The 26,274-nt window shown below is 71.5% G+C and carries 23 protein-coding genes, 1 tRNA gene and 2 pseudogenes; 9 read left to right on the top strand and 17 right to left on the bottom strand.

Annotated elements, in window-relative coordinates; translation table 11 throughout:
• Window positions 1-98: 98 nt before the first annotated feature.
• A pseudogene (locus tag ABZS97_RS20930) lies at window positions 99-2,624 on the bottom strand (FtsX-like permease family protein); the annotation flags it as partial.
• Window positions 2,625-2,702: 78 nt separating this feature from the next.
• A complete protein-coding gene (locus ABZS97_RS20925) occupies window positions 2,703-3,473 on the bottom strand; it encodes an ABC transporter ATP-binding protein (protein WP_356139773.1) in 771 nt (256 codons plus the stop codon).
• Window positions 3,474-3,863: 390 nt separating this feature from the next.
• Here ABZS97_RS20925 and ABZS97_RS20920 point away from each other — a divergent pair.
• The 3 genes from ABZS97_RS20920 (at window position 3,864) to ABZS97_RS20910 (ending at window position 6,410) form a co-directional block, all read left to right on the top strand.
• A tRNA-Leu gene (locus ABZS97_RS20920) sits at window positions 3,864-3,946 on the top strand.
• 177 nt (window positions 3,947-4,123) lie between these two features.
• A complete protein-coding gene (locus ABZS97_RS20915; RefSeq protein WP_356139772.1) occupies window positions 4,124-5,299 on the top strand; it encodes a 4-hydroxybenzoate 3-monooxygenase in 1,176 nt (391 codons plus the stop codon).
• 211 nt (window positions 5,300-5,510) lie between these two features.
• The gene (locus ABZS97_RS20910) at window positions 5,511-6,410 is read left to right on the top strand and encodes a Bax inhibitor-1/YccA family protein (protein WP_356139771.1); all 900 of its coding nucleotides are present in this window, start codon (window positions 5,511-5,513) and stop codon (window positions 6,408-6,410) included.
• 90 nt (window positions 6,411-6,500) lie between these two features.
• Here the strand turns inward: ABZS97_RS20910 and ABZS97_RS20905 are convergent, their stop codons facing one another.
• Window positions 6,501-6,731, bottom strand: coding sequence for a DUF4287 domain-containing protein (locus tag ABZS97_RS20905; protein WP_026178224.1), 231 nt, complete (start codon window positions 6,729-6,731; stop codon window positions 6,501-6,503).
• Window positions 6,732-6,831: 100 nt separating this feature from the next.
• Here ABZS97_RS20905 and ABZS97_RS20900 point away from each other — a divergent pair, with 100 nt between their 5' ends.
• Complete coding sequence (locus ABZS97_RS20900) at window positions 6,832-7,143, top strand: hypothetical protein (RefSeq protein ID WP_356139770.1); 312 nt, start codon at window positions 6,832-6,834, stop codon at window positions 7,141-7,143.
• A gap of 57 nt (window positions 7,144-7,200) precedes the next feature.
• On the opposite strand, the gene ABZS97_RS20895 is transcribed toward ABZS97_RS20900, so the two are convergent.
• From ABZS97_RS20895 to ABZS97_RS20885, 3 genes are all read right to left on the bottom strand, one after another.
• Complete coding sequence (locus ABZS97_RS20895) at window positions 7,201-7,983, bottom strand: hypothetical protein (RefSeq protein WP_356139769.1); 783 nt, start codon at window positions 7,981-7,983, stop codon at window positions 7,201-7,203.
• 320 nt (window positions 7,984-8,303) lie between these two features.
• Window positions 8,304-9,524, bottom strand: coding sequence for an acetyl-CoA C-acetyltransferase (locus tag ABZS97_RS20890; RefSeq protein WP_356139768.1), 1,221 nt, complete (start codon window positions 9,522-9,524; stop codon window positions 8,304-8,306).
• A gap of 236 nt (window positions 9,525-9,760) precedes the next feature.
• On the bottom strand, window positions 9,761-10,783 hold the full coding sequence (locus ABZS97_RS20885) for an SGNH/GDSL hydrolase family protein (protein WP_356139767.1): 1,023 nt from the start codon (window positions 10,781-10,783) through the stop codon (window positions 9,761-9,763).
• Between the two features lie 142 nt (window positions 10,784-10,925).
• Between ABZS97_RS20885 and ABZS97_RS20880 the strand changes: the two genes are divergently transcribed.
• Entirely contained in the window at window positions 10,926-12,320 is a 1,395-nt protein-coding gene (locus tag ABZS97_RS20880) for a cystathionine beta-synthase (RefSeq protein ID WP_356139766.1), read from the top strand.
• Window positions 12,321-12,752: 432 nt separating this feature from the next.
• On the opposite strand, the gene ABZS97_RS20875 is transcribed toward ABZS97_RS20880, so the two are convergent.
• A complete protein-coding gene (locus ABZS97_RS20875) occupies window positions 12,753-13,583 on the bottom strand; it encodes a helix-turn-helix transcriptional regulator (protein ID WP_356139765.1) in 831 nt (276 codons plus the stop codon).
• A 146-nt stretch (window positions 13,584-13,729) separates the two neighbouring features.
• Between ABZS97_RS20875 and ABZS97_RS20870 the strand changes: the two genes are divergently transcribed.
• The gene (locus ABZS97_RS20870) at window positions 13,730-14,491 is read left to right on the top strand and encodes an SDR family oxidoreductase (protein ID WP_356139764.1); all 762 of its coding nucleotides are present in this window, start codon (window positions 13,730-13,732) and stop codon (window positions 14,489-14,491) included.
• Window positions 14,492-14,521: 30 nt separating this feature from the next.
• Here the strand turns inward: ABZS97_RS20870 and ABZS97_RS20865 are convergent, their stop codons facing one another.
• The 5 genes from ABZS97_RS20865 to ABZS97_RS20845 form a co-directional block, all read right to left on the bottom strand.
• Complete coding sequence (locus tag ABZS97_RS20865; protein ID WP_356139778.1) at window positions 14,522-14,950, bottom strand: hypothetical protein; 429 nt, start codon at window positions 14,948-14,950, stop codon at window positions 14,522-14,524.
• Between the two features lie 96 nt (window positions 14,951-15,046).
• Window positions 15,047-15,982, bottom strand: a complete 936-nt coding sequence (locus ABZS97_RS20860) for an ABC transporter substrate-binding protein (protein WP_356139763.1) — start codon at window positions 15,980-15,982, stop codon at window positions 15,047-15,049.
• A gap of 13 nt (window positions 15,983-15,995) precedes the next feature.
• On the bottom strand, window positions 15,996-16,658 hold the full coding sequence (locus tag ABZS97_RS20855; protein ID WP_356139777.1) for an ABC transporter permease: 663 nt from the start codon (window positions 16,656-16,658) through the stop codon (window positions 15,996-15,998).
• Window positions 16,658-17,299 carry an ABC transporter permease gene (locus ABZS97_RS20850; protein WP_356139762.1) on the bottom strand — a complete coding sequence of 214 codons (642 nt, stop codon included), beginning with the start codon at window positions 17,297-17,299 and terminating at the stop codon, window positions 16,658-16,660. The genes ABZS97_RS20855 and ABZS97_RS20850 overlap by 1 nt, the downstream gene beginning before the upstream one ends.
• Window positions 17,296-18,330 (bottom strand): ABC transporter ATP-binding protein, encoded by a 1,035-nt coding sequence (locus ABZS97_RS20845; protein WP_356139776.1) that lies wholly within the window; start codon window positions 18,328-18,330, stop codon window positions 17,296-17,298. Before ABZS97_RS20845 ends, ABZS97_RS20850 begins: the two co-directional genes overlap by 4 nt.
• 168 nt (window positions 18,331-18,498) lie before the next feature.
• Here ABZS97_RS20845 and ABZS97_RS20840 point away from each other — a divergent pair, with 168 nt between their 5' ends.
• From ABZS97_RS20840 to ABZS97_RS20830, 3 genes are all read left to right on the top strand, one after another.
• Window positions 18,499-20,007 (top strand): aromatic amino acid ammonia-lyase, encoded by a 1,509-nt coding sequence (locus tag ABZS97_RS20840; protein WP_356139761.1) that lies wholly within the window; start codon window positions 18,499-18,501, stop codon window positions 20,005-20,007.
• Complete coding sequence (locus tag ABZS97_RS20835; RefSeq protein WP_356139760.1) at window positions 20,004-20,876, top strand: MurR/RpiR family transcriptional regulator; 873 nt, start codon at window positions 20,004-20,006, stop codon at window positions 20,874-20,876. The genes ABZS97_RS20840 and ABZS97_RS20835 overlap by 4 nt, the downstream gene beginning before the upstream one ends.
• Window positions 20,877-21,019: 143 nt before the next feature.
• Window positions 21,020-21,604, top strand: a complete 585-nt coding sequence (locus ABZS97_RS20830; protein ID WP_356139759.1) for a hypothetical protein — start codon at window positions 21,020-21,022, stop codon at window positions 21,602-21,604.
• A gap of 21 nt (window positions 21,605-21,625) precedes the next feature.
• Here ABZS97_RS20830 and ABZS97_RS20825 read toward each other — a convergent pair whose 3' ends face one another.
• The 5 genes and pseudogenes from ABZS97_RS20825 to ABZS97_RS20805 all read right to left on the bottom strand — a co-directional run bounded on the left by ABZS97_RS20825 (window position 21,626) and on the right by ABZS97_RS20805 (window position 26,274).
• Entirely contained in the window at window positions 21,626-22,000 is a 375-nt protein-coding gene (locus ABZS97_RS20825; protein WP_356139758.1) for a hypothetical protein, read from the bottom strand.
• Window positions 22,001-22,016: 16 nt separating this feature from the next.
• Entirely contained in the window at window positions 22,017-22,589 is a 573-nt protein-coding gene (locus tag ABZS97_RS20820; protein ID WP_356139757.1) for a roadblock/LC7 domain-containing protein, read from the bottom strand.
• A 962-nt stretch (window positions 22,590-23,551) separates the two neighbouring features.
• Window positions 23,552-24,259: pseudogene (locus ABZS97_RS20815) on the bottom strand (hypothetical protein); the annotation flags it as partial.
• Window positions 24,256-24,654, bottom strand: a complete 399-nt coding sequence (locus ABZS97_RS20810) for a hypothetical protein (protein WP_356139756.1) — start codon at window positions 24,652-24,654, stop codon at window positions 24,256-24,258. The gene ABZS97_RS20810 and the pseudogene ABZS97_RS20815, both read right to left, overlap by 4 nt.
• Window positions 24,655-24,843: 189 nt before the next feature.
• The gene (locus ABZS97_RS20805) at window positions 24,844-26,274 is read right to left on the bottom strand and encodes a diaminopimelate decarboxylase (protein ID WP_356139755.1); all 1,431 of its coding nucleotides are present in this window, start codon (window positions 26,272-26,274) and stop codon (window positions 24,844-24,846) included.

Below are 26,274 nucleotides of genomic sequence, written 5' to 3'. Positions count from 1 at the left end.
GCCGCGTCGCACATCAGCAGCAGCTCGACGAGATGTTCCTGCACGGGCTTGACCAGCGGCTGTACGAGGAACACATCACGCTCGCGGCAGTTGGCATACTCCGACTTGATCGCCGTCAGCATGTTCAGCCGGGCCGCCCGCCGCGCCGGCCACAGCGCCGCCAGCACGCCGACCGTGGCCGCCAGGAGCAGGAAGACGCCCATCCTGGCCCAGGGCAGGACCAGTTCGTACGTCGCCATCCTGCTGCCCAGCAGCTCACCGGCCGCCCAGCCGAAGAACACGCCCAGGCCGATACCGAGCACACCGCCGAAGAGCGAGATGACCAGCGACTCCAGGCGGACCATCCGCTTGATGCCCTTGCGGTCGAGGCCGATCGCGCGGAGCATCCCGATCTCCTGCGAGCGCTCGAACACCGACATGGCCAGGGTGTTGATGACGCCGAGGACGGCGACGACGACGGCCATGGCGAGCAGGCCGTAGAGCATGTTCAGCATCAGCGTGAACATCTTCGCGATCTCGTTGGAGAGGTCCTTCTTGTCCTGGACCTTGATCGCGGGGTTGTCGCCGAGGGCCTTCTCCAGCTTGTCCTTGGCCGCGTCGGAGGTGCCGCCCGACGTCTTCAGCATGACCTGCATGTCGGCGGCGTCGCTCTCGTGCGGCGCGAGGGTGGCGGTGTCCAGCATGATGCCCTGGATCAGCTCGTTGCTCTCGTAGACCCCGGCCACGGTCAGCTGCTGCTTCTTGCCGTCCTCGTAGGCGACGGTGAAGTGCGAACCGGCCTTCCAGCCATGGGACTTGGCCGTCCCGTCGTCCACGACGACCTGTGTGCCGCCGACCTTGAAGGCGCCGCTGTCCACGGTGAGGTCGGTGAGCTTGCCGATGGCGTTGCCGTTGACGCCCGTCAGGTACTCGGTCGTACGGTCGATGCGCGAGGGCGCGTTGCGCAGCGGGCTCGTGTCGGTGACGCCGTCGACGTTCGCGAGCTTCTTCTCGACGTCCGGCGAGAGCGAGTTCCCGTTCGCCATCGACACGATGTAGTCCGCCTTGATCGCCGAACCGGCCATCTTGTCGATCGACTTCTGCAGGCTGCCCGCCATCACCGTCATACCGGTGATCAGGGTCAGGCCGATCATCAGCGCCGAGGCGGTCGCGGCGGTGCGGCGCGGGTTGCGCACGGAGTTCTGCCGGGCGAGCTTCCCGGAGATCCCGAAGACGCGCAGCAGCGGGGCCGCGGCCGCGATCAGCGGGCGGGACAGCAGCGGGGTGAGGACGAAGACGCCGATGATCAGCAGGACCGCGCCGAGGCCCATCGGGGCCTGCCCGTCCGAGCCGTTCATCGTGGTCGCGTAGAGGACGACGGCGACGCCCGCTCCCGCGAAGAGGGCGCCGATCGTGTTCCGTACGACGAGGGACTTCGTGGTCGCCTTGGCGTGCACGCTGCTCATCGCGGCGACCGGCGGGATCTTCGCCGCCCGGCGGCCCGGCAGCCACGCGGCGAGCATGGTGATGACGATGCCGACGAGAAGGGCAGTGGCGACGGTCCCCGGCGAGATCACCAGCGGGCCGTCCGGCACGGTGGCGCCCAGCGAGCCCATCAGCGAGCGCATTGCGGCGCCGATGCCGATCCCGGCGACCAGACCGGTGACCGCCGCGACCGCACCGACGAGGAAGGCCTCGAGGAGTACGGACCGGGTGACCTGACGGCGGGAGGCGCCGACCGCGCGCAGCAGTGCCAGTTCCCTGGTGCGCTGGGCGACCAGCATGGTGAAGGTGTTGGCGATGATGAACGTGCCGACGAAGAGCGCGATGCCCGCGAAGACCAGCAGGCCGGTGCGCATACCGCTGGTGGCCGTGGCGATCTGCTCGGCCTGGTCGTCGGCGAGCTGCCGGCCGGTGGTCGTGTACGTGGTGTCCTTCGGGAGGACCTTGTCGAGCGCGCCGCGCAGCGCGCTCTGGCTGGTGCCGGCCGCCGCCTTCACATCGATCTCGTCGTACTCGCCGACCCGGTCGAACAGTTTCTGCGCGGTCGCCGTGTCGAAGAGGGTGAGGCTGCCGCCGGCCGCGACATTGCCGTCGTCGGTGGTGAAGGTGCCGGTGACGGTCGGGGCGAGGACGGGGCCGTCGACGGACATGCGGACGGTGTCGCCGACCTTGTACCCGGCGCGCCTCGCGGTCTCCGCGTCGAGGGCGACCTCGTTCGCGCCGTGCGGTGCGCGGCCGCTCTTGAGCGGGTACCGCGGGTCCTTGTCCCCCCAGTAGTTGCCGCCCTGCGACTGGAAGCCGCCGCCGATCAGCTTGCCGTCCTTGTCGGCGACGGCGGTGAAGCCGGAGACGACGCCGATGGCGGAGGCGGCACCGGGAGCCTTCGCCGCCTTGTCCAGCAGCGGCTCGGTCAGCTTGCCCGTCCTGCCGATCGTGTCGCCCTTGTCCTCCTGGCTCTCCGGCCGGACGGCGACGTCGACCTGGTCGAAGCCCTTGGCGGAGCTCTTCTGGTAGGCGTCGGAGATCGTGTTGGTGAAGACCAGGGTGCCGGACACGAACGCGACGCCGAGCATCACGGCGAGCACGGTCATCATCAACCTGGCCTTGTGCGCAAGGACGTTGCGCAAGGCGGTACGGAACATGGGTTTCTCAGTCCAGGGAGAGTGGAGTCGGACGACGGAGGGCGGACGACGCAGGGCGGACCGGCGCAGGGCGCCGGGTCAGCTGGTGCGGCCCTTGGCGTCGAACTGCTTCATGCGGTCCAGGACCGAGTCGGCGGTCGGCCCGTACACCTCGTCGACCAGGCGGCCGTCGGCCAGGAAGACCACGCGGTCCGCGTACGCGGCGGCCACCGGGTCATGCGTGACCATGACGACGGTCTGGCCCAACTCCCGTACGGAGTTGCGCAGAAAGCCCAGCACCTCCGCGCCGGAGCGCGAGTCGAGGTTCCCGGTCGGCTCGTCGCCGAAGATGATGTCGGGCCGGGAGGCGAGGGCGCGGGCGACGGCGACGCGCTGCTGCTGGCCGCCGGAGAGCTGCGAGGGGCGGTGGCCGAGCCGGTCGGCGAGGCCGATCATCCTGATGACCGAGTCCAGCCACTCCTTGTCGGGCTTGCGGCCCGCGATGTCCATCGGGAGCGTGATGTTCTCCAGGGCCGTCAGGGTCGGCAGCAGGTTGAACGCCTGGAAGATGAAGCCGATCTTGTCCCGCCGGAGCTGGGTGAGCTGCTTGTCCTTGAGGGAGCCGAGCTCGGTCTCGCCGAGGCGTACAGAACCGGACGAGAACGTGTCCAGGCCCGCCACACAGTGCATCAAGGTCGACTTGCCCGACCCCGAGGGGCCCATGATCGCGGTGAACTCGGCCTGCCGGAAGTCGATGGTGACCCGGTCCAGGGCGACCACCTGGGTCTCGCCCTGTCCGTAGATCTTCGACAGTTCGGTGGCACGAGCGGCCACGGCGGTGGCCCGGCCGGCGAGAGGGGTGGTGGTCACGGGAGGGTGCTCCTGTCGGGACGACGACGCTGCGGGGGACTTGTTCCATCGTCGTGGCCGGTCGGGCCCGTGTAGTCAGCCGCTGATCCGGTTCCGGGGGCAGCCTCGAGTCGGACCGCGAACGCCCGCGTCATACCTGGGGATGACGGCCGTCCCTGAGGGGCGGGGAGCCGTGAGCCGGCGGAGGCGCTCGTTCGGACGGTGAAATTCCGTCATTCCGTATACGCGCCCGTGACTTAGCCGAAAGGCTATTGGCAAGTGCGGATGGCCCGTACCGGGGGCTGATGCACCCTCAGACGTCCATAAAATAAGACAACATCGGTCCGCCCGCCCGCTGTTCGGGGGACGCGCCCCGATAGGCTCGTAACCTCGACGCGGAGCCCATGGCCTGCCCGGATGGTGGAATGCAGACACGGCGAGCTTAAACCTCGCTGCCCCTCGCGGGCGTACCGGTTCAAGTCCGGTTCCGGGCACCTCCGACCCTTTCCTCCCTTCGCATTCGCTGCGCCCTTCATTGAAGACTTCACCGTCGACCGTTGACAGCAAGCGCATACGGTCGGAGACTCGCGTCAGAGGTTAGTGAAGTAAATTTCACTAGGCGAACATTAAGGAACATGGGCGAGCACAGAGGAACGCGAAGGGGCGTGCCGATGCGTACCACCGTCGGGATCATCGGGGCCGGACCGGCCGGACTGCTGCTGGCGCGGCTGCTGCACAACGCCGGGATCGACTCCGTCGTACTGGAGAGCCGGGACCGGGCGTACGTGGAGCAGCGCCAGCGGGCCGGGATCCTGGAGCAGGGGACCGTCGACGTCCTGCGGGCCGCCGGAGCCGCGGAGCGGATGGACCGCGAAGGGCTGCGGCACGACGGCATCGAGCTCCGCTTCGCCCGCACCCGCCACCGCGTCGACTTCCCCGCGCTCACCGGCGGCAGCTCCGTGATGGTGTACGCGCAGACCGAGGTGTGCAAGGACCTCATCGCACTCCAGCTCAAGGAGGGCGGGCCGCTGCTCTTCGAGGCAGAGGCGCTGGCGGTCGAGGACGCGGAGAGCGACAGCCCGCGCGTGCGCTTCCGGCACGAGGGGCGTGAGGACGTCCTGGAGTGCGACTACGTCGTCGGCTGCGACGGCTTCTGGGGCGTGGCCCGGCAGGCGGTGCCCGCCGGCATCTCGCAGGTCTTCGAGCGCACGTACCCCTTCGGCTGGCTCGGCATCCTCGCCGATGTGGCCCCCTCGCACGACGAACTCGTCTACGCCCGCCACGAGCGCGGGTTCGCCCTGCTCAGCATGCGCTCGCCCAGCGTCTCCCGCCTCTACCTCCAGGTACCCGACGGCACCGCGGCCGAGACCTGGGCGGACGAGGAGATCTGGGACGAGCTGGAGCGGCGCCTGGAGACGGACGACGACTGGCGGCTGGAGCGCGGCCCCATCACCCAGAAGTCCGTCACGCCCATGCGCAGCTACGTCCACGAGCCCATGCGCCACGGCCGCCTCTTCCTGGCCGGCGACGCCGCGCACATCGTGCCGCCGACCGGCGCCAAGGGGCTCAACCTCGCGGTCGGCGACGTCGTCACCTTCGCGCGGGCACTGGCGTACGAGAAGGAGACCGGCTCGGCGGAACGCCTCGACGCGTACTCCGAGACCTGCCTGCGCCGCGTCTGGCAGGCCGAGCGGTTCTCGTACGACATGACGACGCTGCTGCACCGCGCCCCCGACGCCACTGCTTTCGAGGACCGCGTCCAGCTGGCCCGGCTGCGCCGGATCGCCGGCTCGCGGGCGGCCGGGACCGACCTCGCGGAGGGGTACACGGGGTTTCCCCTCGACTGAGCGAGGTACTGACCCACGAGCCGCCCGCGCCGACCACCTAAGACCCGGCTAAGTGGCCGGTTACGGCTTCGTACCAGTGCTCGCAGGGCATCGGTCGCACGCGTACGGTGGCAGCACAAGGGAAAGATCCTCCCCAAGCAGTAGGGTCAATCCTTTGCCTACCTATTACTCTTGAGCCCAAGGCCACGCGAGGTGGCCATGGAGGAGTGAAATGAGGAGCAGCAACCCGGTCTTCTCGCGACGGGGCTTCAGCCGCGACAACGGCTACGCGGGGTTCAACGCGGCGCCGCAGGCCGGGGGACCCGCTGTCGGAACCCAGGGCAGCCCGTACGCGCAGGGCAACCCGTACGCCCAGCAGGGCGGCAACCCCTACGCGCAGAACCCGTACGCGCAGCAGGACCTTCAGAACGGCGCTCCGCCGCAGGCCCCGGCCACCACCGGCCGTATGACGATGGACGACGTCGTCATGCGCTCGGCCATGACGCTCGGCACCGTCGCCGTCGGCGCCGTCCTGGCGTGGGCGCTGCTGCCGGTGACCAGCACCAGCTACGGCCTCGCCATCGGCGCCGCCCTCGTCGCCTTCGTGCTGGCGATGGTGCAGTCGTTCAAGCGGACGGCCTCGCCCGCGCTGATCCTCGGTTACGCCGCCTTCGAAGGCGTCTTCCTCGGGGTCATCAGCGAGATGTACAACAGCCGGTGGTCGGGCGCGCCCTTCCAGGCCGTCCTCGGCACCATGGCGGTCACCGGCGCCACCCTGCTCGTCTACAAGGCGGGCTGGATCCGTGTCACCGCACGGTACGCACGCATCGGCATGGCCATCGCCATCGCCTTCGTGCTGACCATGGCGGTCAACCTGCTGCTCGTCGTCCTCAACGTCGCTCCCGACGGCGGACTGCGCAGCATGGGCCCGCTCGGTGCGGTCGTCGGCATCATCGCGATCCTCATCGGCGCGTTCTTCCTGACCCTCGACTTCAAGCAGATCGAGGACGGCATCGCGTACGGCGCCCCGCGCGAGGAGGCGTGGCTGGCCGCGTTCGGCCTGACCATGACCATCGTGTGGATCTACGTCGAGATGCTGCGACTGGTCGCGATCTTCAGCGGCGACGACTAGAAGCACGGTGACGACCGAAGGGCCCGCGAACCAGAGGCTGGTTCGCGGGCCCTTTGTCGTCGGATGCGTGGTCGTCTCGGTGGTGCGCGCTCAGAGCAGTTTGCGCGCGGCCCTCCTCAGGTCGTACTCGTGGATGATTGCCTTGGCGTGGCCGTACGCGAGGTCGTGTTCGGCGCGGAGCCAGCTGACCTTCTCCTCGAAGCGGAAGAGGGCGGGGCCTTCGTCTACCGTGCGCAGCCAGTCGGATACTTCACGACCGGTGCAGTGGGGGATGCGGGCGAGCAGATTGCGATGGGTCTCCTGGGAGAAGACTTGGGACATCGGCGCCTCCGGACGCGTGCGATGCGGTCGCTCTTCACGTCACCGTGCCTGAGGGTTGGCCCGTTGGCAACAGTCCAGGATGGACGCGTAGGGTCGCGTCGTGCTTGATACGACGCCGTTGACCCGTGCCGTGGACCACTTCGCCGACCGGTTGCGGGCCGCGCCGCAGAGCCGCCTGCAGCGGAGCGCGGCAGCCGAGGCACTGGGGCTGGCCAGGGAGTTGGCACTGCGTGCCCAGCGGCTGGAGGACCCGTCGGGCGAGCCGCGGGAGATGCCCGACGCGGGGATGTTCGCCGCCGCCGACCAAATCACTGTCGCCGCGCACGATTTGGCGCTCGTACTGAAGAACGAGGGCGACCTCGACGACGCGGTGCGCCTCGTGGTGGAGGCACAGCAGCGCGCCGGGGTCTGATCCGTTCGACCGACTCTTCGGGTGGGTTCCCGGCGCTTCCTACAGCTCCTACGGCTCCTACAGCGACGCTATGACGCGGTCCGCCAGGATGTACACGTTCTCCTCGCCGCACGCGAACGTCAGCGCGTACGCGCCCGAGACGCCGGAGCCGCCGAGCAGGACCGGGGTCTCGCCCGACCGCAGGGCCGCGGCCAGCCGCTCCGCGGTCTCGCGGTGGCCCGGGGTCATGCACAGGGTCGTACCGTCCGCGAAGACGTAGACGTCGAGGGTGCCCAGCGGGCCCGGGCGGACGTCGGCCAGCGCCGTGCGGGACTCGGCGAGTTCCTCAAGACAGGTCACCGTGCGCTCGTGGTCGTTCACGACAGGTGACTGGACCGGGACGAAGTCCGGGTGCGAGGGGTGGCGGCGGCGGGCCGCGGCCAGTTCGGCGGAGTCCCCGGCGAACTCGTCGGCCTCCAGGCCGGGCTCGGTCACCGGCTCCAGGTGCTCCAGGCCCGCGAAGTCCGACTGGCGCGGCAGAAACAGTTCGCTGTCGGGCAGGCCGAGCAGGGACGGGGTGTCAGAGGCGTCACGCGCCTCCTGGGCGGCCCAGAAGGCCCGCGCCTCGGCGAGCTCCCGCTCCCGCTCCTCGGCGAGCGCCTCGGCGACGGCAGCGCGTATCTCCTCCGCGTCAGCGGCGCCGCGGGCGGCCGGTACGAGGCCGCGCGCGGCCTCGGCGCGGCTCTGGGTGATGTCGTCGTGCAGGGCAGCGACCTGCTTGCGCAGCACCAGCAGGGTGCGCAGAACGGCGACGCCCACGGCCGCGGTGGCGGCGGTGGTGAGCAGTAGAGCAAAAGGCATGGCGCTCACTGACGTACTCCCGGTTCAAAGTCGACCCCCGACTTCCTACATCAGCTTGAAGGGCGGACTAACCAACTGTCAGTGCGTAACGTCACGAATAGGACAGGACTTTGGGCCCGGGGTTTACTCGTGGAACGGCTCTGACCTGCGCAAATTGCTCTCGCAAGGGAGATAGGTCACATCCTGGGGGAGATTGGATCACAAATCGGCCCGGAGTCCCCGGGGTTACCGGGATCCGGGCCGATTCGGTCACGCTGGGTCCAACTCCGGTTACTCATCCGGTCATTCGCGACAGGACCGTGACGGGTCCGTGCGAGATGTCAGCTGAGGCGCTCGATGACCATCGCCATGCCCTGGCCGCCGCCGACGCACATCGTCTCCAGGCCGAACTGCTTGTCGTGGAACTGGAGGCTGTTGATGAGCGTGCCGGTGATGCGGGCGCCCGTCATGCCGAAGGGGTGGCCGACGGCGATGGCGCCGCCGTTCACGTTCAGCTTGTCCAGCGGGATGTTCAGGTCGCGGTAGGACGGGATCACCTGGGCGGCGAAGGCCTCGTTGATCTCGAAGAGGTCGATGTCGTCGACGGTCAGACCCGCGCGCTTGAGGGCCTGCTTCGAGGCCTCCACCGGGCCGAGGCCCATGATCTCGGGCGAGAGGCCGGTGACGCCGGTGGACACGATCCGGGCGAGCGGAGTGAGGCCCAGCTCGCGGGCCTTCGTGTCGGACATGATCACGAGGGCGGCGGCGCCGTCGTTCAGCGGGCAGCAGTTGCCGGCCGTGACCAGGCCGTCGGGGCGGAAGACCGGCTTGAGGCCCTGCACGCCTTCCAGGGTGACGCCGGCGCGGGGGCCGTCGTCCTTGCTGACGACCGTGCCGTCCGGGGTCGTGACCGGGGTGATCTCGCGCTCCCAGAAGCCGTTCTTGATGGCTTCCTCGGCGAGGTTCTGCGAGCGGACGCCGAACTCGTCCATGTCCTGGCGGGTGACGCCCTTGATGCGGGCCAGGTTCTCGGCAGTCTGGCCCATCGCGATGTACGCGTCCGGGATCAGACCGTCCGCACGCGGGTCGTGCCACGTCGAGCCCTCGGTCTGCGCGACGGCGGCCGTGCGGGCCTCCGCCTCGGCGAAGAGGGGGTTGTGCGTGTCCGGCAGGCTGTCGCTGTTGCCCTTGATGCTGCGCGACACCATCTCGACACCGGCCGAGATGAAGACGTCGCCCTCGCCGGCCTTGATGGCGTGCAGGGCCATGCGGCTGGTCTGCAGGGAGGAGGAGCAGTAGCGGGTGATGGTGCAGCCCGGGAGGTGGTCCATTCCCATCTGTACGGCCACGATGCGGCCGAGGTTGTGGCCCTGCTCGCCGCCGGGGAGGCCGCAGCCGAGCATCAGGTCGTCGATGTCCCTCGGGTCCAGCTCGGGGACCTTGGCGAGGGCGGCCTGGATGATCGTGGCGGTCAGGTCATCGGGGCGCACGTCCTTGAGGGAGCCCTTGAAGGCGCGGCCGATGGGGGAGCGGGCGGCTGAGACGATCACGGCTTCGGGCATCACGGCTCCATTGGCGTACGGGGGGTGAAGCTACTGGCAGGGCTGGTTGGGAAGTTACCCGTACGTACCGTCGACTTCACCGCTATGGGCGTGTGACTCCGGCCGCACTTTCTAAGCGCTTGCTTTTTTCTGGCGGGGGGCGCCTTGGGAGAAGAGGGGTATCCAGCCCGTCCGGCGTTTGAGGACGAGGCCGTTCAGGCCGATGCGGGGGTGTGGGGGCGGCAGCCCCCAGGCTGTCAGGTGGAGCCCGCCGGAGCCGGGTCCGTGGCGGGCAGGCGCCGCCGGCGGCGGCGCTTGAGGAGGGCCCAGGGGCCGCGCAGGCCCGTGGGCATGGCAGCGGCCACCTCCGTGCCGGGCTCGGACGCGGCCTCCGCGGCGGCCCGGGCGACCGGAAGGAAACCCTCGCGACGGGAGACGTCCGGGCGCTCCTCCTCCGCCGGCCAGAGGCCGAGCGCCGCGCAGACCGTGGGGAGGACCGCCATCGCGGCCGTCGCGTACCCCTCCGCGGAGGGGTGGTAGTTGTCCGGTCCGAACAGCTCACGCGGGTTCGCCTCGAACTCCGGGCCCAGCAGGTCGCCCAGCGACACGGTGCGGCCGCCCTGCTCGACCGTTCCGATCGTCTGGGCGGCCGCCAGCTGGCGGGAGGCCCGCCGGGCGAGCCAGCGCAGCGGCTGCTGCACCTGCTCGACCGTGCCCAGGTCAGGGCACGTCCCGACCACCACCTCCGCCCCCGCGGTACGCAGCCGCCGTACCGCCGAGGACAGGTGCCGCACCGAGCGGGTCGGCGGCATCCGGTGGGTCACGTCGTTCGCGCCGATCATGATCACGCACACGTCCGGCACCTGGGCCGGATCCGCGAGGGCGAGCACCACCTGCCGGTCGAGGTCGTCGGACTGGGCCCCGGGCAGCGCCACGTTCCGCAGCCGGACCGGGCGCTCGGCCACCGCGGCCAGCCCCGAGGCGATGAGCGCCCCCGGCGTCTGGCGGGCCCGGTGCACGCCCTGGCCCGCCGCCGTGGAGTCACCCAGCATCAGCAGGCGCAGTGGAGGTTCGGCGATCCCGGCGTACGCGTACCCGTACAGGCCGTCGGCGCTCGGCGCATGCGGACTGCGCCCGTTGCCCACATGCCGCTTCGCCATCCGTACCTCGGCCAGCACCACACCCACGGCTGCCGCGCCCACCAGCCCGACCCCACCGCCGCCGTACGCGGCGCCCGCCGCGATGCGGCGGGCCACCCTCGCCCTCGACAAGCTCGTCATCCGACGCCGCCACCTCCTCGTAGCCGTACACCCACTGCTTGCCCCGTGGAGGCGGTCGGCCAATCTCAACGGCGAGTGAACGCCCACCTGGGGCCTTAGGCTGGCGGAACCATCCCTCAGACAGACAGCTCCGGAGACAACGGTGCAATTCCACGACTCGATGATCAGCCTCGTCGGCAACACCCCGCTGTTGAGGCTCAACAACGTGACCGCGGGCATCCAGGCGACCGTCCTGGCGAAGGTTGAGTACTTCAACCCCGGCGGGTCCGTGAAGGACCGCATCGCCCTGCGCATGATCGAGGCCGCGGAGGAGAGCGGCGCCCTCAAGCCCGGGGGCACGATTGTCGAGCCGACCAGCGGGAACACCGGCGTCGGGCTCGCGATCGTCGCCCAGCAGAAGGGGTACAAGTGCATCTTCGTGTGCCCCGACAAGGTCAGCACCGACAAGATCAACGTGCTGAGGGCCTACGGGGCCGAGGTCGTCGTCTGCCCGACGGCCGTTGACCCCGAGCACCCCGACTCGTACTACAACGTCTCCGACCGGCTCGTGCGCGAGACGCCCGGCGCCTGGAAGCCCGACCAGTACTCCAACCCCAACAACCCCCTCTCGCACTATCACTCCACCGGCCCCGAGCTGTGGGAGCAGACGGACGGGCGGATCACCCACTTCGTGGCAGGTGTGGGGACCGGCGGCACCATCTCCGGGACCGGGCGCTACCTGAAGGACGCCAGCGACGGCAAGGTCCAGGTCATCGGCGCCGACCCCGAGGGATCGGTGTACTCCGGCGGATCCGGGCGGCCGTACCTCGTCGAGGGCGTCGGTGAGGACTTCTGGCCGACCGCGTACGACCGGACCGTCGCCGACGAGATCGTCGCCGTGTCCGACAAGGACTCCTTCCAGATGACCCGTCGGCTGGCGAAGGAGGAGGGGCTGCTCGTCGGCGGCTCCTGCGGCATGGCCGTGGTGGCCGCGCTGCGCGTCGCCGAGCGCCTCGGGCCCGACGACGTCGTCGTCGTCCTGCTGCCGGACAGCGGACGCGGCTACCTCAGCAAGATCTTCAACGACGAGTGGATGGCCGACTACGGCTTCCTGGAGGACACCGGCCCGAGCGCCCGCGTCGGTGACGTGCTGAACGACAAGGAGCACGGCTCCATCCCCTCCCTGGTGCACATGCACCCGGAGGAGACCGTCGGCGAGGCGATCGAGGTGCTGCGCGAGTACGGCGTCTCGCAGATGCCCATCGTCAAGCCCGGCGCCGGCCACCCCGACGTGATGGCCGCCGAGGTCATCGGCTCGGTCGTCGAACGCGAGCTGCTCGGTGCGCTCTTCACCCAGCAGGCCTCCCTGCAGGACCCGCTGGAGAAGCACATGTCCGCGCCGCTGCCGCAGGTCGGCTCCGGCGAGCCGGTCGGCGACCTGATGTCCGTGCTGGGCACCGCCGACGCGGCGATCGTCCTCGTCGAGGGCAAGCCCACCGGGGTCGTCAGCCGTCAGGACCTGCTCGCCTTCCTCGCCAAGGGCGGCGCAAAGCAGTAGTCCTCCCTCAGCGGTCCAAGCGGTCCAGCGGTCCAGCAGTCCCGCAGGAGGAACTCCTGTTCGGTTCCCCGTCGTCGACGGATCTTCCGGCTCTTTCGGCGGGGAACTTCGCAGAAGTGGTACGAGCGCGTCACGTCCGCGCAGCACCCGCTTAACACAGGTCCGGCACATTAGTGGGTGTCGGCAGGGCGGGAGCGGCTCCCCGCCCCACCGGCACCGAAAACGGCGTCAAGGACCTCCGGAGCGGCTCCCGGACCTCCATGGACGCCCAGGACGCGCAGACCTGGCCCTGACCCGGCGCGCGTCCCTCGCGGGGACCGCCGTCGTCCCGCCCCCCGTCACACGGGGGTGCGGCGGTCCCCGCCAAGCTTTTTTCCGGCGCCTTGGCAGTGCCTTCTCAGTGCCTCTTCAGTGCTCTTCGGCCCGCAGACCTCACGTCCGCGCCGTGGCCCAACTCCCCAGCAGCGCCAGGCGCTCCGCCGTCTCCGACCCCGGTTCCGGTGTGTACGCCACGATCGTCTGGTCCGGCTCCGACGGCACCGTCAGGGTCTCGTACGGGAGGGTCAGCAGGCCCGCCACCGGGTGCCGTACGCGCTTGACGCCGTACGCGCACACCGCCACCTGGTGGTCCGCCCACAGCCGGCGGAAGTCCTCGTCCTTGAGGGAGAGTTCGCCGACGAGGGCGCACAGCTCCTGGTCGTCCGGGTGCAGGCCCGCGTCGATGCGCAGGTTGGCGATCGTCTGGGCGGCGACCGCGTGCCACTCGGGGTAGAAGTCGCGGGCGACCGGGTCGAGGAAGACATGGCGCGGGATGTTGCGGGTGGCGGGATCCATGCGGCTGAAGCCGCCCACCGCGTCGCCGAGCGCGTTCCACGCCAGTACGTCCATACGGCGGCCCAGGACGAACGCCGGGGTGCGCTCCATGCTGTCCAGCAGCAACTGGACGCCGGGGCGTACGCGGGGTGCGGCCGGGCGGCGGCGCTGCCGCTCCTTGCGCGGGCGGGCCACCGTACGCAGGTACGCCTGCTCCGTCTCGTCCATCCGCAGCACGCGGGCGATCGCGTCAAGGACCGCGTCCGAGACGCTCGGGCCGCGCCCCTGTTCGAGCCGGATGTAGTAGTCGACGCTCACACCGGCCAGCTGCGCCACCTCCTCGCGGCGCAGGCCCGGTACGCGACGGCGCCCGTGCGAGGGCAGACCGACTTCGTCGGGAGTGATGCGTGCGCGGCGTGAGCGCAGGAAGTCTCCGAGGTCCCCGTCCATGGGTTCGATCCTAGGCGGGATGCGCGCGGCGAACCTGGTACTGCCAGACCCAGGAAAAGCGCATCCCTGGGTAGGACCGGCGGGAGCGCCGAGTGTGGTTCTCGTCGCCGGATCGACCGGCGGCCACCACCACCTCGGGAGTTTCCATGTCGTACGAGAACCTGGCCGGACGTACCGCCGTCGTCACCGGAGCCGCCAGCGGCATCGGCGAGGCCATCGCCGTGCAGCTCGCCGGGCAGGGAGCGCGGGTCGCGCTGCTGGCCCGGCGCGGGGAGCGGCTGGCGGAGCTGGCCGCGAAGATCGAGGCCGACGGCGGGCAGGCGCTCGCCGTGGTCGTGGACGTCACCGACGACGCGTCCGTCGAGGCGGCCGCCGCCCGCATCCACGAGACGTACGGGCCCGTCGACCTGGTCGTCAACTCGGCGGGCGTCATGCTGCCGAACCCCGTCGACGACGGACGCATCGACGAGTGGCAGCGGATGCTCGACACCAACGTGACCGGCGTACTGCGTGTCATCCGCGCCTTCACCGGCGACCTGGTGGCCGTCGCCGCCGAGGGCCGCACCGCGGACCTGGTGAACATCTCCTCCATCGGCGCGCACATCACGTTCCCCAACTACGCGGTGTACGGGGCGACGAAGGCCGCCGTCACCTACCTCTCGCAGTCCCTGCGCACCGAACTCGGCCCGCGTTCCGTGCGGGTCACCAATGTCGAACCGGGGCTCACGGAGACCGAGTTGGGCAGCCACATCGACAACGCGGAGCTGTCGGGGCAGCTGGACGGCATGTTCGGCGCGCTGGAGGGGCTGTCGTCCGAGGACGTCGCGGACGCGGTGGCGTACGCGACGAGCCGGCCGCGCCGGGTCAACCTGCGCCAGATCATGGTGCTGCCGACCCAGCAGGCGTGAGCGCGGGAGCGGGTCGTGACCGGCGGGCGGTCAGTCCTCCCAGTCGCTGTCCTGGGAGGACCTGCGGCGACGCCCGAACAGGCCGGGATTGAGACGGACGGCCTGGACGACGTTGACGCCGACGATGCCGCCCCAGGCGACGAAGAGGCCGGGGAGGCCCGAGATCCCGCCGCCGATCGCGGACAACGGGACCGCCAGCACCAGCGAGACGATCCCGAAGCCGAACCGCTCCCCGAAGGAGTCGCTCGACTGGGGCGAGCGCGCGCCGCGGGCCACCACCATCTGCTGCTCGGCGACCTGGCGGCGCACCTGGCGCTCGACCGCGGTCTCGACGCGCTGCTCGATCTTCTCCAGGAAGGAGTCGATCAGCGCGGACTCGTAGTCGTCACCCAGTTCCTTGCGCGCGTGCAGGGTGGCGTCGAGTTCCTTCTTGAGTTCGGTGTCGTGGCGGGCTTCCATACCGGTCATGGGGTCCACCGTAGGGAATCCGAGCCCCGGTTGGCACTGGGGATAGCCCCCCTGTCGGAACTGCGCCGCGCCCCCGGGGCCACCACGTCACTTCGTCAGCCCGTGCTGCTTGGCATAGGCGTTCGCGACGTCCTCCGGGTCCTTCTTGTCCTTGTCGACCTGGCGGTTGAGCTCGGTGAGCTGGGCGGTGGTGAGGATGTTGCCGAGGCGGGCGAGGGCCTTGCGGACCGTCGAGTCGGCCTTGCGGTCGGCGATGAGCGGAACGATGTGCTGGCTGGGGATGAGGTTCTTGGGGTCGGCCAGGATCACCCAGTCATGGGACTCGATGTCGGTGTCGGTGGTGAAGAGGTTCGCCACGTCCACGTCGCCCTTCTTCAGGGCGCCCTTGACCAGCGGCCCGTCGGAGTCGAGGGACTTGAACTCCTTGAACTCGACGCCGTACACGTCCTTCAGTCCTACGGCACCGACCTGGCGCTTCTTCACCTCGGCGGCGGCGCCGATGACCAGCTTGCCGTTCTGCTTCGCCAGGTCGGCGAGGGTGGTCAGGCCGTACTTCCTGGCGGTCTCGCGGGTGACGACGAAGGCGTCGGAGTCCTCCGCGATGCCGTACGGCAGGACCTCCAGGCCGGCCGGCAGAGCGAGGGTGAGGGCGTTCTGCATCGCGCCCTCCTCCGCGGCCGTGGCCTTCGGGTCGAGGTAGTTGAGCAGGGCGCCCTGGTACTCGGGCAGGAGGTCGATGTCGCCGCCCTTGAGGGCGGGGATCACGATCTCGCGGGTGCCGAGGTTGGGACGGACCTTCGTCTTGACGCCAGCCGCCTCCAGGACGGCCGCGTAGAGGTAGCCCAGCACCTGGTTCTCCGTGAAGTTGGCGGTGCCGATGGTGACGCCGCCCTTGCTGGAGCCGCCGCCGGAACCGGCATTGCCGCCGCCGTCGAGCGAGGTGACGCCGCTGCTGCAGGCGGCGAGGGCGGGGACGGAGACGGCGGCTCCCGCAAGAGCGCCGAGGAGGGTACGACGATTCATTTCGGTGGTTTCCCTACGCGGTGCGGTGGCGGAAGAGGAAGCGCTGCAGGCCCGACAGGGCGAGGTCCAGGACGACGGCCACCGCTGCGACGAGCACGGCGCCGCCGAGTACCTGCACGAGATCGCGCTGCGCGAGACCGTCGAAGACATAGCGGCCGAGGCCCCCGAAGGAGACGTACGCGGCGATCGTCGCCGTCGCCACCACCTGGATCAGTGCGAGGCGCACGCCCGTCATGATCAGGGGGAGCGCGAGGGGCAGCTCGACCTGGAACAGGACCTGGTGCCAGCGCATCCCCTGGCCGCGCGCCGCGTCCTTCACGTCCGGGTCGACGGCGGTCATCCCGGCGTAGGTGTTGGTGACGATCGAGGGGACGGCGAGGGCGACCAGCGCGATGTAGACCGGCCACATCGACAGGCCGCTGGCCAGGAAGACGAGCACCACCAGGCCGACGGTGGGCAGGGCCCGCCCGAAGGACGCGAGGTTGATGGCGAGGAACGCGCCCCTGCCGGTGTGCCCGATCAGCAGGCCGACGGGCAGGGCGATCACGGCGGCCACGAGGGTCGCGAGCAGGGAGTACTGGAGGTGCTCGGCGAGGCGGTGCGCGATGCCGTCGGTGCCGGACCACTGGGCGGAGCTGGTCAGCCACGTGCCGAGGTTCTTGAAGAGTTCGTACATCAGGCTCGCCGCCTCGTCCACGGGGTGAGTACGTACTGCACGGCGACCAGGAGCGCGTCCGCGACCAGTGCAAGGAGCAGGGTCAGGACGACGCCCACGATCACCGGCGTCGGGAAGTCGCGCTGGAAGCCGTCGGTGAAGAGCTGGCCGAGTCCGCCGTCGCCGATGTACGTCGCCACGGAGACCAGCGAGATCGACATGACCGTCGCGATGCGGACACCCGCCATGATCACCGGGAGGGCGAGCGGGAGTTCGACGGTGAGGAGCGTGCGCAGCGGGCGCGTGCCCATCGCCTTCGCGGCCTCCTTCGTCTTGGCGGGGACCGAGTCGAGGCCCTCGACGGTGTTCCGCAGCAGGACGACGAGGGTGTAGATCGTCAGGCCGATCACGGTCGTGGTGCGGGTGAGGCCGCTCACCGGGAGCAGCAACACGAAGATCGCGATCGACGGGATCGTGAAGAGCACGTTCGACAGCCCGAGCAGCAGGCCGCGCAGGGGGCGCACCCGGTGGGCGATCACGGCCAGCGGGAGGGAGATCAGCAGCCCGAAGAAGACCGCGGAGAGCGCGGCTTCGAGGTGGGAGACGGTGAGGGTGGTGAGGTCGTCGGTGTGGTCGCCGATCCACGACCAGTCGATGGTCATGCGGTGACGCCCGCTGCGGTGTGCGCACGGCCCGCGTGCTCGTGGATGTCGTCGCGGGAGGAGACGCCGGTGAGGACGCCGTCCGCGTCGACGCGGGCTATCAGTCCGCCGGGCGAGGCGATCGACTCGTTGAGCGCGGCCAGCAGGGAGTCGGTGTCCTTGAGCGGCCGCACGGGGAGTTCGGCGTCCTTGGCGGCCCAGTGCAGGGGCTTGCGCGCCGCGTCGAGTGCGAGCGTCCAGGTGCCGCCCACGGGGGCCGGGGCCTGCGGCACGTCGGCGAGGGTGGTGAGCGAGAGGAGCTTCAGGCCGCGCTCGGCGCCGAGGAAGTCCGCGACGAAGTCGTCCGCGGGGCGGGCCAGGAGTTCGGCGGGCGGGGCGCACTGCACGAGATGGCCGCCGGTGCGGAAGATGGCGATCCGGTCGCCGAGCCGGACCGCCTCGTCGACGTCGTGCGTGACGAAGACGATGGTCTTGTTCAACTCCTTCTGCAGGCGCAGCAGTTCGTCCTGGAGCTGGGTGCGGACGACCGGGTCGACGGCGCCGAACGGCTCGTCCATGAGGAGCACGGGCGGGTCGGCGGCGAGCGCGCGGGCGACTCCGACGCGCTGCTGCTGACCGCCGGAGAGCTGGTGCGGGTACCGCTTGCCGGCGTCGGCGGCGAGGCCGACGGTCTCAAGGAGTTCGGCGGCCCTGGCCCGGCTCTTCCTGCGGCCCCAGCCGAGGAGGAGCGGCACGGTCGCGATGTTGTCGAGCACCGTGCGGTGCGGGAAGAGGCCCGACTGCTGGATGACGTAACCGATGGAGCGGCGCAGTTCGGCGGCGTCCTGCCGTGTCACGTCCTTGCCGCCGACGCGGATGGTGCCGGAGGTCGGATCGACCATCCGGTTGATCATCCGCAGGGTGGTCGTCTTACCGCAACCGGAAGATCCCACGAGGACGGTCACGCCGCCTTCAGGCATTTCCAGGGAGAGATCGTGGACCGCTGTGGTGCCGTTGGGGAAGCGCTTGTGGACCGCGTCGAACTGGATCATGAGGTGTCCCTTGCCCGGCCTGTATATCGTCATGCAGAGTTCTCGGTGTCTGAATAGATTGTCAATGGGCTGGTGTTAATCGCTGGTTACTTATGACCGGCAGGCAAGATCCAATGCCCTGTTTGAGGGGAGCGTGGACGGTATGTCGTCTCACATCGTGGGCGGGTCGTGGGCGCGTTGAAGGCCGTGACGACGGGCCTCGTCATCCTCGACGGGAGCGGCATCGGCGTCGACGACGTCGTCCGCCTCGCCGACGGTGCCGCGCGCCCGGTCGCCGGCACCGAGGCGATGAAGCGCGTCGAGGAGTCCTGGGACGCCGCCCGGCGGATCGCCGCGACGGGCCGCGTCTACGGCCGCTCCACCGGCGTCGGCGCCAACCGGAACGAGGACGTGCCCACCGAGGCCGCCGCCGGCCACGGCCTGCGCCTGCTGCGCAGCCACGCGGGCGCCATCGGCGAGGAACTCCCCGCCCGCCAGGTCCGCGCCATGCTCGCCGTCCGCGCAAACCAACTCCTGGCGGGCGGCGCGGGCCTGCGCCCCACCGTCGTCACCGCCCTCTGCGAAGCCCTGGAGAGCGGGGCCCACCCCGTCGTCAACGAGTTCGGCTCGGTCGGCACCGGTGACATCGCGGCGCTGGCCCAGATGGGACTGGCGCTGGCGGGGGAGCACCCCTGGCGGATGTCCGAGGGCGGTGCCGAAGCCGCCCCCGAGGCCCAGCCCCTCGACAACAACGACGCCCTCGCGCTCATCAGCAGCAACGCCCTCACGCTCGGGCAGTCCGCGCTCGCCCTGCACGAACTGCGCGGGCTGATCGCCGCCACCCAGGTCGTCGCCGCGCTCTCGCTGCTCGCCGTCGACGGGTCGCACGAGGCGTACGCCGCGCCCGTGCACCTCGCGCGGCCGCACCGCGGGTCCGCCGAAGTGGCCCGCAGAATGCGGGAGTTGATCGGTGCGGCGGACCGGCCCACACCACCGCTCGGGCGGATCCAGGACCCGTACGGCTTCCGCTGCATCCCGCAGATCCACGGCCCCGCGCACGACGCCGCAGACGCACTCGACCAGGTCCTCGCCGTCGAGATCAACGCCGCCGCCGAGAACCCCCTGATCTCCCCCGAGGACATGGCCGCCTACCACCACGGCGGCTTCTACCAGGCCCAACTCGCCCTGGCACTGGACCACTTCAGGCTCGCCGTCACCCAGGTGGCCCGGCTGTCGACGTCGCGACTGTCGACCCTGAACGAGCCCGCCTACACCCGCCTGCGGCCCTTCCTCGCCGACCCCGAGCCCGCGTCCTCCGGCGTGATGATCCTGGAGTACGCCGCCGGAGCCGCCCTCGGCGACCTGCGGGCCTTCTCCGCCCCCGCCTCGCTCGGGCACGCTGTACTCTCCCGTGGCGTCGAGGAGCAGGCCAGCTTCGCCTCGCTCGCCGCACGTCAGACGCTGCGGGCGTGCGGCGCGTACCGTCTCGTCGTCGGCTGCGAGCTCGTCGCCGCCGTGCGGGCGCTGCGCCAGCGCGACCTGCGGCCCGACCCGGACCTGCCGGTCGGCCGGGCGCTGGAGCTCGCCGAGTCGGTGCTTGCGGCGGACCAGGCCGACCGGCCGCTCACGGACGACGTGAGCGCGGCGGCCGCACTGCTCGACCGGTTCACGGAGATCTGGAGGGGGAGCACGTCATGAGCGTGGACAGGAGCGTGGACAGGAGCATGGGTGTGACGGACAGTCCCGCCGCACGGCTGCAGGCCCTCTTCGAGGGGCACCGGCTCACGCCGACCCAGCGGCGCATCGCGCACAGCATGGTGCGCCGTGCCGCCGACGTACCGTTCCTGTCGAGCGTCGAGCTCGCCGAACTCGCCGGTGTCAGCCAGCCGTCCGTCACCCGCTTCGCGGTCGCGCTCGGCTTCGACGGCTACCCGGCGCTCCGCCGCCACCTGCGCGAGGTCGCGCCCGCGGAAGCGGCCGCGGACACCACCGCGTACAACGAGTACCAGCAGGCCGTCGAGGCCGAGATCGAGAACCTCAAGCACCTGGCGGAGGTGCTCGCCGACCCGCGGCCCGTGCAGCGGGCGGGCCGGCTGCTGGCCGCGAGCCGCCCGCTCCCGGTGCTCGGCCTGCGCGCCGCCGCCTCCCAGGCGTACGGCTTCGCGTACTTCGCCGCCAAGGTCCACCCCGACGTACGGCTGCTGCACGAGGGCGGCACGATGCTGCACGACCGCATCGACGCCGCCGTCCGCGCCGGGGCCACCGCCTTGCTCTGCTTCGCGCTGCCGCGCCACCCGCGCGAGGTCGTGGACTCGCTCACCTACGCCAAGGAGGCCGGGCTCGCGGTGGTGACCGTCGCCGACTCCGCGTTCGCGCCCGTGGCCAAGTGCTCCGACCTGCTGCTGCCGGCCGCCGTCGGCACCGGCCTCGCCTTCGACACGGCGTGCGCCCCGATGCTGCTCGGCCGGGTGCTGCTGGAGGCGATGTGCGACGACCTGCCGGACGCGCAGGCACGGCTGGAGGAGTTCGACGCGCGGGCGGCGACACGGGGCCTGTTCGTGGAGTAGGACGTAGACCGGAAGCCTTTCTCGGGGCCGTGCTGGTCCGGGCTGGGCCGGAGCGGGGCGGGGCGGGGCTTCTCAGATTCGTCTCACGTTGCCTCGCTAGCCTGCGCGCCCGAGACGCTGTGGCTGAAGCGAGGAGGCGGAACGTGGCGCGCGGAGGACAGGGACTGGCTCGGGTGGCCGTCGTGGTGAGGGCCGGGGCCGCCCCGTTGTGGTGGTGCGGAGTGTTCGCGGCGGGCGTCGGCGTCCTGCCGCCGGGGCTGACCGGGCGCCGGATCGGTGTACTGGCCGGGGCCGCGTCGTTCATCGTCGCGGCCGCCGTGGTGGCCTGCCGGCGGCGCAGGCGGTACGCGGCGCTCGCCGGCAGCGCCGCACACGCGGGCAAGCACGACATGCTCCAGGACCGCGCGGTGACCGTGCGCAACTGGCGCCGCGGGCACCGCTGGTGGCTGCTCGCCGCGTTCGTCGCCGCTCTCGCCTGCGCCTTCGCCGTACCCGCCGCCGGCGGCATGCTGCTCGCCGGGACCGGCGTCGGGCTGTGGCTGAAGGCCGACTGGCTTGGGCGGCGCGAACGGACCGACGAGGCCCTGCTGTGGGTGCGCGTCGACTGGCTCGGCCGGGGCGCCGGCGAACCGGCGGGCAAGCGCGTCAAGGCCTACCGCGCCACCGGCGTCGCGGCGGGCGACGCGGCCCCTGGCGGGGCGCGCCGCCGCACGGACGCGCTCGTCTAGCGCGTCGCCTCCACGGGAGGGTCACACCTCCAGTTCTGCCTCGATCTTCCTCAGCTGGTGGCGGGCCATCGCGAGGTTGGCCTGCTTGGCGTCCAGCACGAGGTAGAGGAAGAGGCCGTTGCCACTGCGCCCGGTGAGCAGCCGGATCAGGTGGTACTGGTTGGTCAGGGTGATCAGGATGTCCTCGATCTCCCCCTTGAGCCCGATGTGCTCCATGGCGCGGAGCTTGGCCCGTACGACATCGGTGTTGCCGGCGGCGGCGACCGTGAGGTCGAAGCTCTTGCTGCCGCCGATCGTGCCCAGCGCCATTCCGCTGTTGTAATCGACGAGGGCGGCGCCGGTCGCGCCCTCGATTGAGGAGAGCGCCTCTTTCAGCGCGGTTTCGGTGTTCGCCATGACGGGGTGGGTCCTTTCAACTTTCCGTGGTGGTGCGCGCGTTCGCGGTGTTCGCGGTGGAACGTGGATTCGCGGGCGCGCGCCCGGTGCGGGTCCGCGCGGTGGCGGACTTGGCAGCGGTCTTGGAGGCGGCGGAGGCCGCCTTCGCGGCGGACTTGGCCGGGGCCTTGGCAGGCGTTTTCGGCGAGGTGGCCCGGGGTGCGGGTTCGGCGCGGGCGGCCGCGGCGTCCACCAGCTCGCCGATGCGGGTGCCCGCGCGGCGCCCTTCCAGGTGCAGGCGGCCGACGTTCACCTGGTCCAGGGCGAGCAGCGTCAGTACGGCCGAGGTGCCCGCCGCGTACGTCGCCACATAGCCGTGCACACCGCGCACGAGCAGCTCGCGGAAGTCCCCCTGCTCGGTGGCGTCCGTCATCCGCACGGCCACGCCCAGCGCGGCGGATGCGAGCGCGGCCAGCCGCTCCGGCTCGACGTCGGGGGTGTCCTGGGCGAGAACGAGACCGTCGACACCGGTGGCGAGCGCACCGGTCAACTGCGGCACGCGCGCCCTCAACCGGCGGAGTTCGTCGAGGACTTCGGCCTCGGCAGCCATCAGCAGTCTCCTCTCGGCACGCTGACGAAGCGCGCGGATCACAGGGCCTCCAGGGCGTCACGGAGCCGACGCAACAGGGCGACTTGGGGGTCGTCCAAGACACGGCCGGGCGGGGCGGTGGCGGATACGGCGGGATCGGTGGGTACGGCAGCGGCGGCGCCGGTTGATGCGCTGGGCGCCCTCCTGGGTGTGAGCGCAGGCGGCCGCTGCTCGGGCACCCTGGGCTGCGCGGCCCGGGACGCCAGACGCGGCACCGCTGAACCCTCGTGCGGGGCTGTGGGGGTGAGACGGGCGGTGGGGGCCCTTCCGGGGGAGGGGGCGGCGCGACGCGGGAGGTCGGGTGCCGACGCGTTCGTGAGGCCGGACGTCGCGCGCGGTGCCGCGGTGTCCTCTCGTGGGGCTGTCGGGGCGGCCCCGATGGCGGAGGTGGGGGCAGGGAGTCGCCGGTTGGGTGGCGTGGGTGTGGCCGTGTGGGACGCCGGGTGCGGGGCCGCTGGCGCCTCGTGCGGGGGTGTCGGGGCGGCCCCGGTGGCGCAGGCGGGGGGTGAGGGTTCGGGGGTGGGGGCAGGGGGTCGCCGGTCGGGTGGCGTGGGTGTGGCCGTGTGGGACGCCGGGTGCGGGGCCGCTGTGCCCTCGTGCGGGGGTGTCGGGGCGGCCCCGGTGGCGCAGGTGGGGAGTGAGGGTTCGGGGGTGGGGGCAGAGGGCCGCCGGGCGGGTGGTGTGGGTGTGGCCGTGTGGGATGCCGTGTGCGGTGCCGCTGGCGCCTCGTGCGGGGTTGTCGGGGCGGGCCCGGTGGTGCAGGCGGGGGGTGAGGGTTCGGGGGTGGGGGCAGGGGTTCGCCGGGCGGGTGGCGTGGTTGCGGCCGTGTGGGACACCTCGCGCAGCGCCGTTCGGGCCTGTGCCGAGATCGACGCGTCGAACTCCTCCCGGAGCGCGGCGGCATCCGGTCGCGGGGCCGTGGTGACGAGCCCGGCGGCTGCCAGTCTGCGCAGGTCGACCAGGGTGTGGAAGGCGGGCCGGCCCAGGGCGCGGGCGATGTCCGCCGCCGTGCGTACTCCGTCCAGCCGGTCGAGGACGGCACGTTGGCGGGCCGTGACGGCCGGGGCGGCGCGACGCTCGGCCCGGACGAGCGGGGCGTCGTCCGTCGCCGGGTCGGGCCAGATACGCCGCAGCAGCTCACGGCGGCGCCGCGTCTCGCGCTCCACCGCGGCCACCGGCACCGGACGCACGGGGCCGAACCAGTGCGCCGCCCCGGTACGGAACCCGGCGGGCGTCCCGCTCGGGCCGAGCACGAAGTACACCGCGTCGTACAGCGCGCCCAGATGGCACAGCTCCAGCGCCCCCAGGCCGATCCGGCCCTGCTCGACCAGGAACCGCCCCACCGCCCGCCGCTCCCCGGCCCGGTCGACCGCCTCCCGCCAGCCCTCAGCGTCCAGCGTGCCGCGCGCGGTGAGCAGTACGTCGAGGCCGGGCGCGGCGGGGCTCTCGGCGTGCACCACCTGACCGTCGCGGAGGTAGAGCGTGCCGCGCTCACGCACCAGGACACCGGTGGCGCGCTCGGCGGCGAGCCGGCCGAGCAGCGGGGCGAGCCCGCCGCGCGGGGCCGCGGCCCCCCGCCGTACGGGCAGCGGGGGCGGCGGAGGCGGCGCGGGTGTCCGTACGGGTGTCATTCGAGCACCAGCCGTCCGGCCATCTCGCCGAGCCGGATGCGGGCGAGTGCGAGGTTGCCGTCCGTGCGGGTCAGCCACAGGTGCAGGAACACACTGCTGTCGAAGCTCGTGGGCACGAACCGCAGCAGGTGGTAGCTGTCCCGGTTGCTGATGATCAGGTCCTCGACGGGGGGCTCCGCCGGGGACAGGCCGGGACCTTCCGCCGCGGCGAACGCCCCGTGCTCGGCGGCGAGCCGGGCCAGCTCGGCGGCCTCGACCGCGGCCGTCTCGTGGTCGCCGCCCGGCGATTCCCCCACGGCGCCCAGCGCGAGCCCGCTGGTCCAGTCGACCACCGCGGCACCCCGCGCGCCGGGCAGCCGCATGGCCTCCAGCAGACACTCGTCGATTCCGGGCACCCCGGCTCCCCTCCCGCCTCGGGTACGGCTGAGTCACGAAGAAACTACGCAACGTGTGCACGAGGGGTGAGGGATCCGGCATTTCCCGGTGGAACATGCCCGACATCACTAAGGTAGGTCAACTGCCCACATTTTCATGTCAGTTGTCGCACCCGCGGCCGGGCGGGCCGAAGCGAGGCCGGCCGCAGGTCACATCGGCGGGACCAGCCCCGTCAGCGCGGCCGCATGCCCGCCGCCCGACTCCGCCACGATCTCCTGCACCGTCTGCGGTTTCCGTACGACCGCGAAGCGCGTGCCGCCCCGCCCGTCCGGGGCGAAGCCGTGAATGCCGGGGCGGACGAGGGAGTTGTAGGCGTAGTGGTGGGCGAAGTAGTACGCGCCGGTGTCCAGGGCGGCCGCGTAGTCGCCCTGTTCGAGGAGGGGGAGCGCGCGGCCCTCGGCGAGGAGGTCCCCGGCGAAGCAGGCGGGGCCCGCGATGTCCTGCACGACGTCGGGGCCCGCCTTGGGGTGCCCCTTCGCGTCGAACGCGGCGATGCGCAGCGGCCAGGACCCCGGCGCGTACACCGTGCGGGCCGCGATCTGCACGCCGGCGTGGGTGACCGCGACGGCCCGCCCCCCGGCGCTCTTCGCGTACTCGACGCGCGCGAGCACCGTCCCGTGCTTGGCGAGCAGTGACCGCCCGAACTCGGTGACCAGCCCGTACCGCCCGTCGAAGAGCCCCGGCACGACCTGCGCGAGCAGCCGGGCGTACTGCGCGTACGTCGGGGTCGTGGCGTCGGAGGTGAAGTCGACCGGCAGGCCGCCGCCGATGTCGATCGTGTCGATCTGCTGCCGCCCGATGCGCCGATTGATCTCCTCGGCGAGGGCGTACGTCTCGGCGACCCCCTGCGTCATCAGCGAGAGCGGGATGCCCTGCGACCCGGAGTGCGCGTGCAGCCGGGTCAGCCAGGGCCGGTCGGCGTAGGCGCGCACGATCCACTCCCGGGCGCCCTCGTCGCGCAGCGCGACCCCGAACTTGGAGGTCGCCGTCGCCGTGGACAGCGCCTCGATGGAACCCCCGCCGACCTGCGGGTTCACCCGCAGTCCGAGCGGGGAGCGGGTGGTCGCGGACCGGACCAGGCCGTCGATGCGGGACAGCTCCTGCGGGTTGTCCGCGTTGACGGCGATGCCCAGCGCCAGCGCCTCGCGCAGCTCGGCGAGGGTCTTGGCCGGCGAGTCGAGGACGGTGTGCGTGGGCGGCACTCCGGCGGCCCGGGCGAGGGCGAGCTCCCCGGGGCTCGCCACCTCGCAGCCGATGCCCTCCTCGCGCAGCAGCCGCAGTACGGGCACGAGCGGGGTCGCCTTCACGGCGAAGGCGTGCAGCACGGGCGTGCCGGGCGCGGTGACCGCCTCGAAGGCGGCGCGCAGGGCGGCCGCCGAGTCCCGGATGCCGGTGACGTCCAGGAGCGCAACGATGGGGGCGGCCGGCCCGAGAAGCCCCTGCTCCACCGCCGCCCGGACCGCTTCGTCGCGCCGCGCGACCCGCTCGGCGTCCCCCTCGATCTTCCCGCCCGCGTCCCCGGCCGCCCTGTCCGCCCCGTCGCCCACCGGTTCCCCCGTCGTGTCGATGTGTGCGCCCAT

The organism is Streptomyces sp. NPDC005485, assembly GCF_040606085.1.
Taxonomy (GTDB): Bacteria; Actinomycetota; Actinomycetes; order Streptomycetales; family Streptomycetaceae; genus Streptomyces.
The sequence above is the reverse complement of the archived record's forward strand: the minus strand, read 5'-3'. Positions and strand labels throughout refer to the sequence as shown.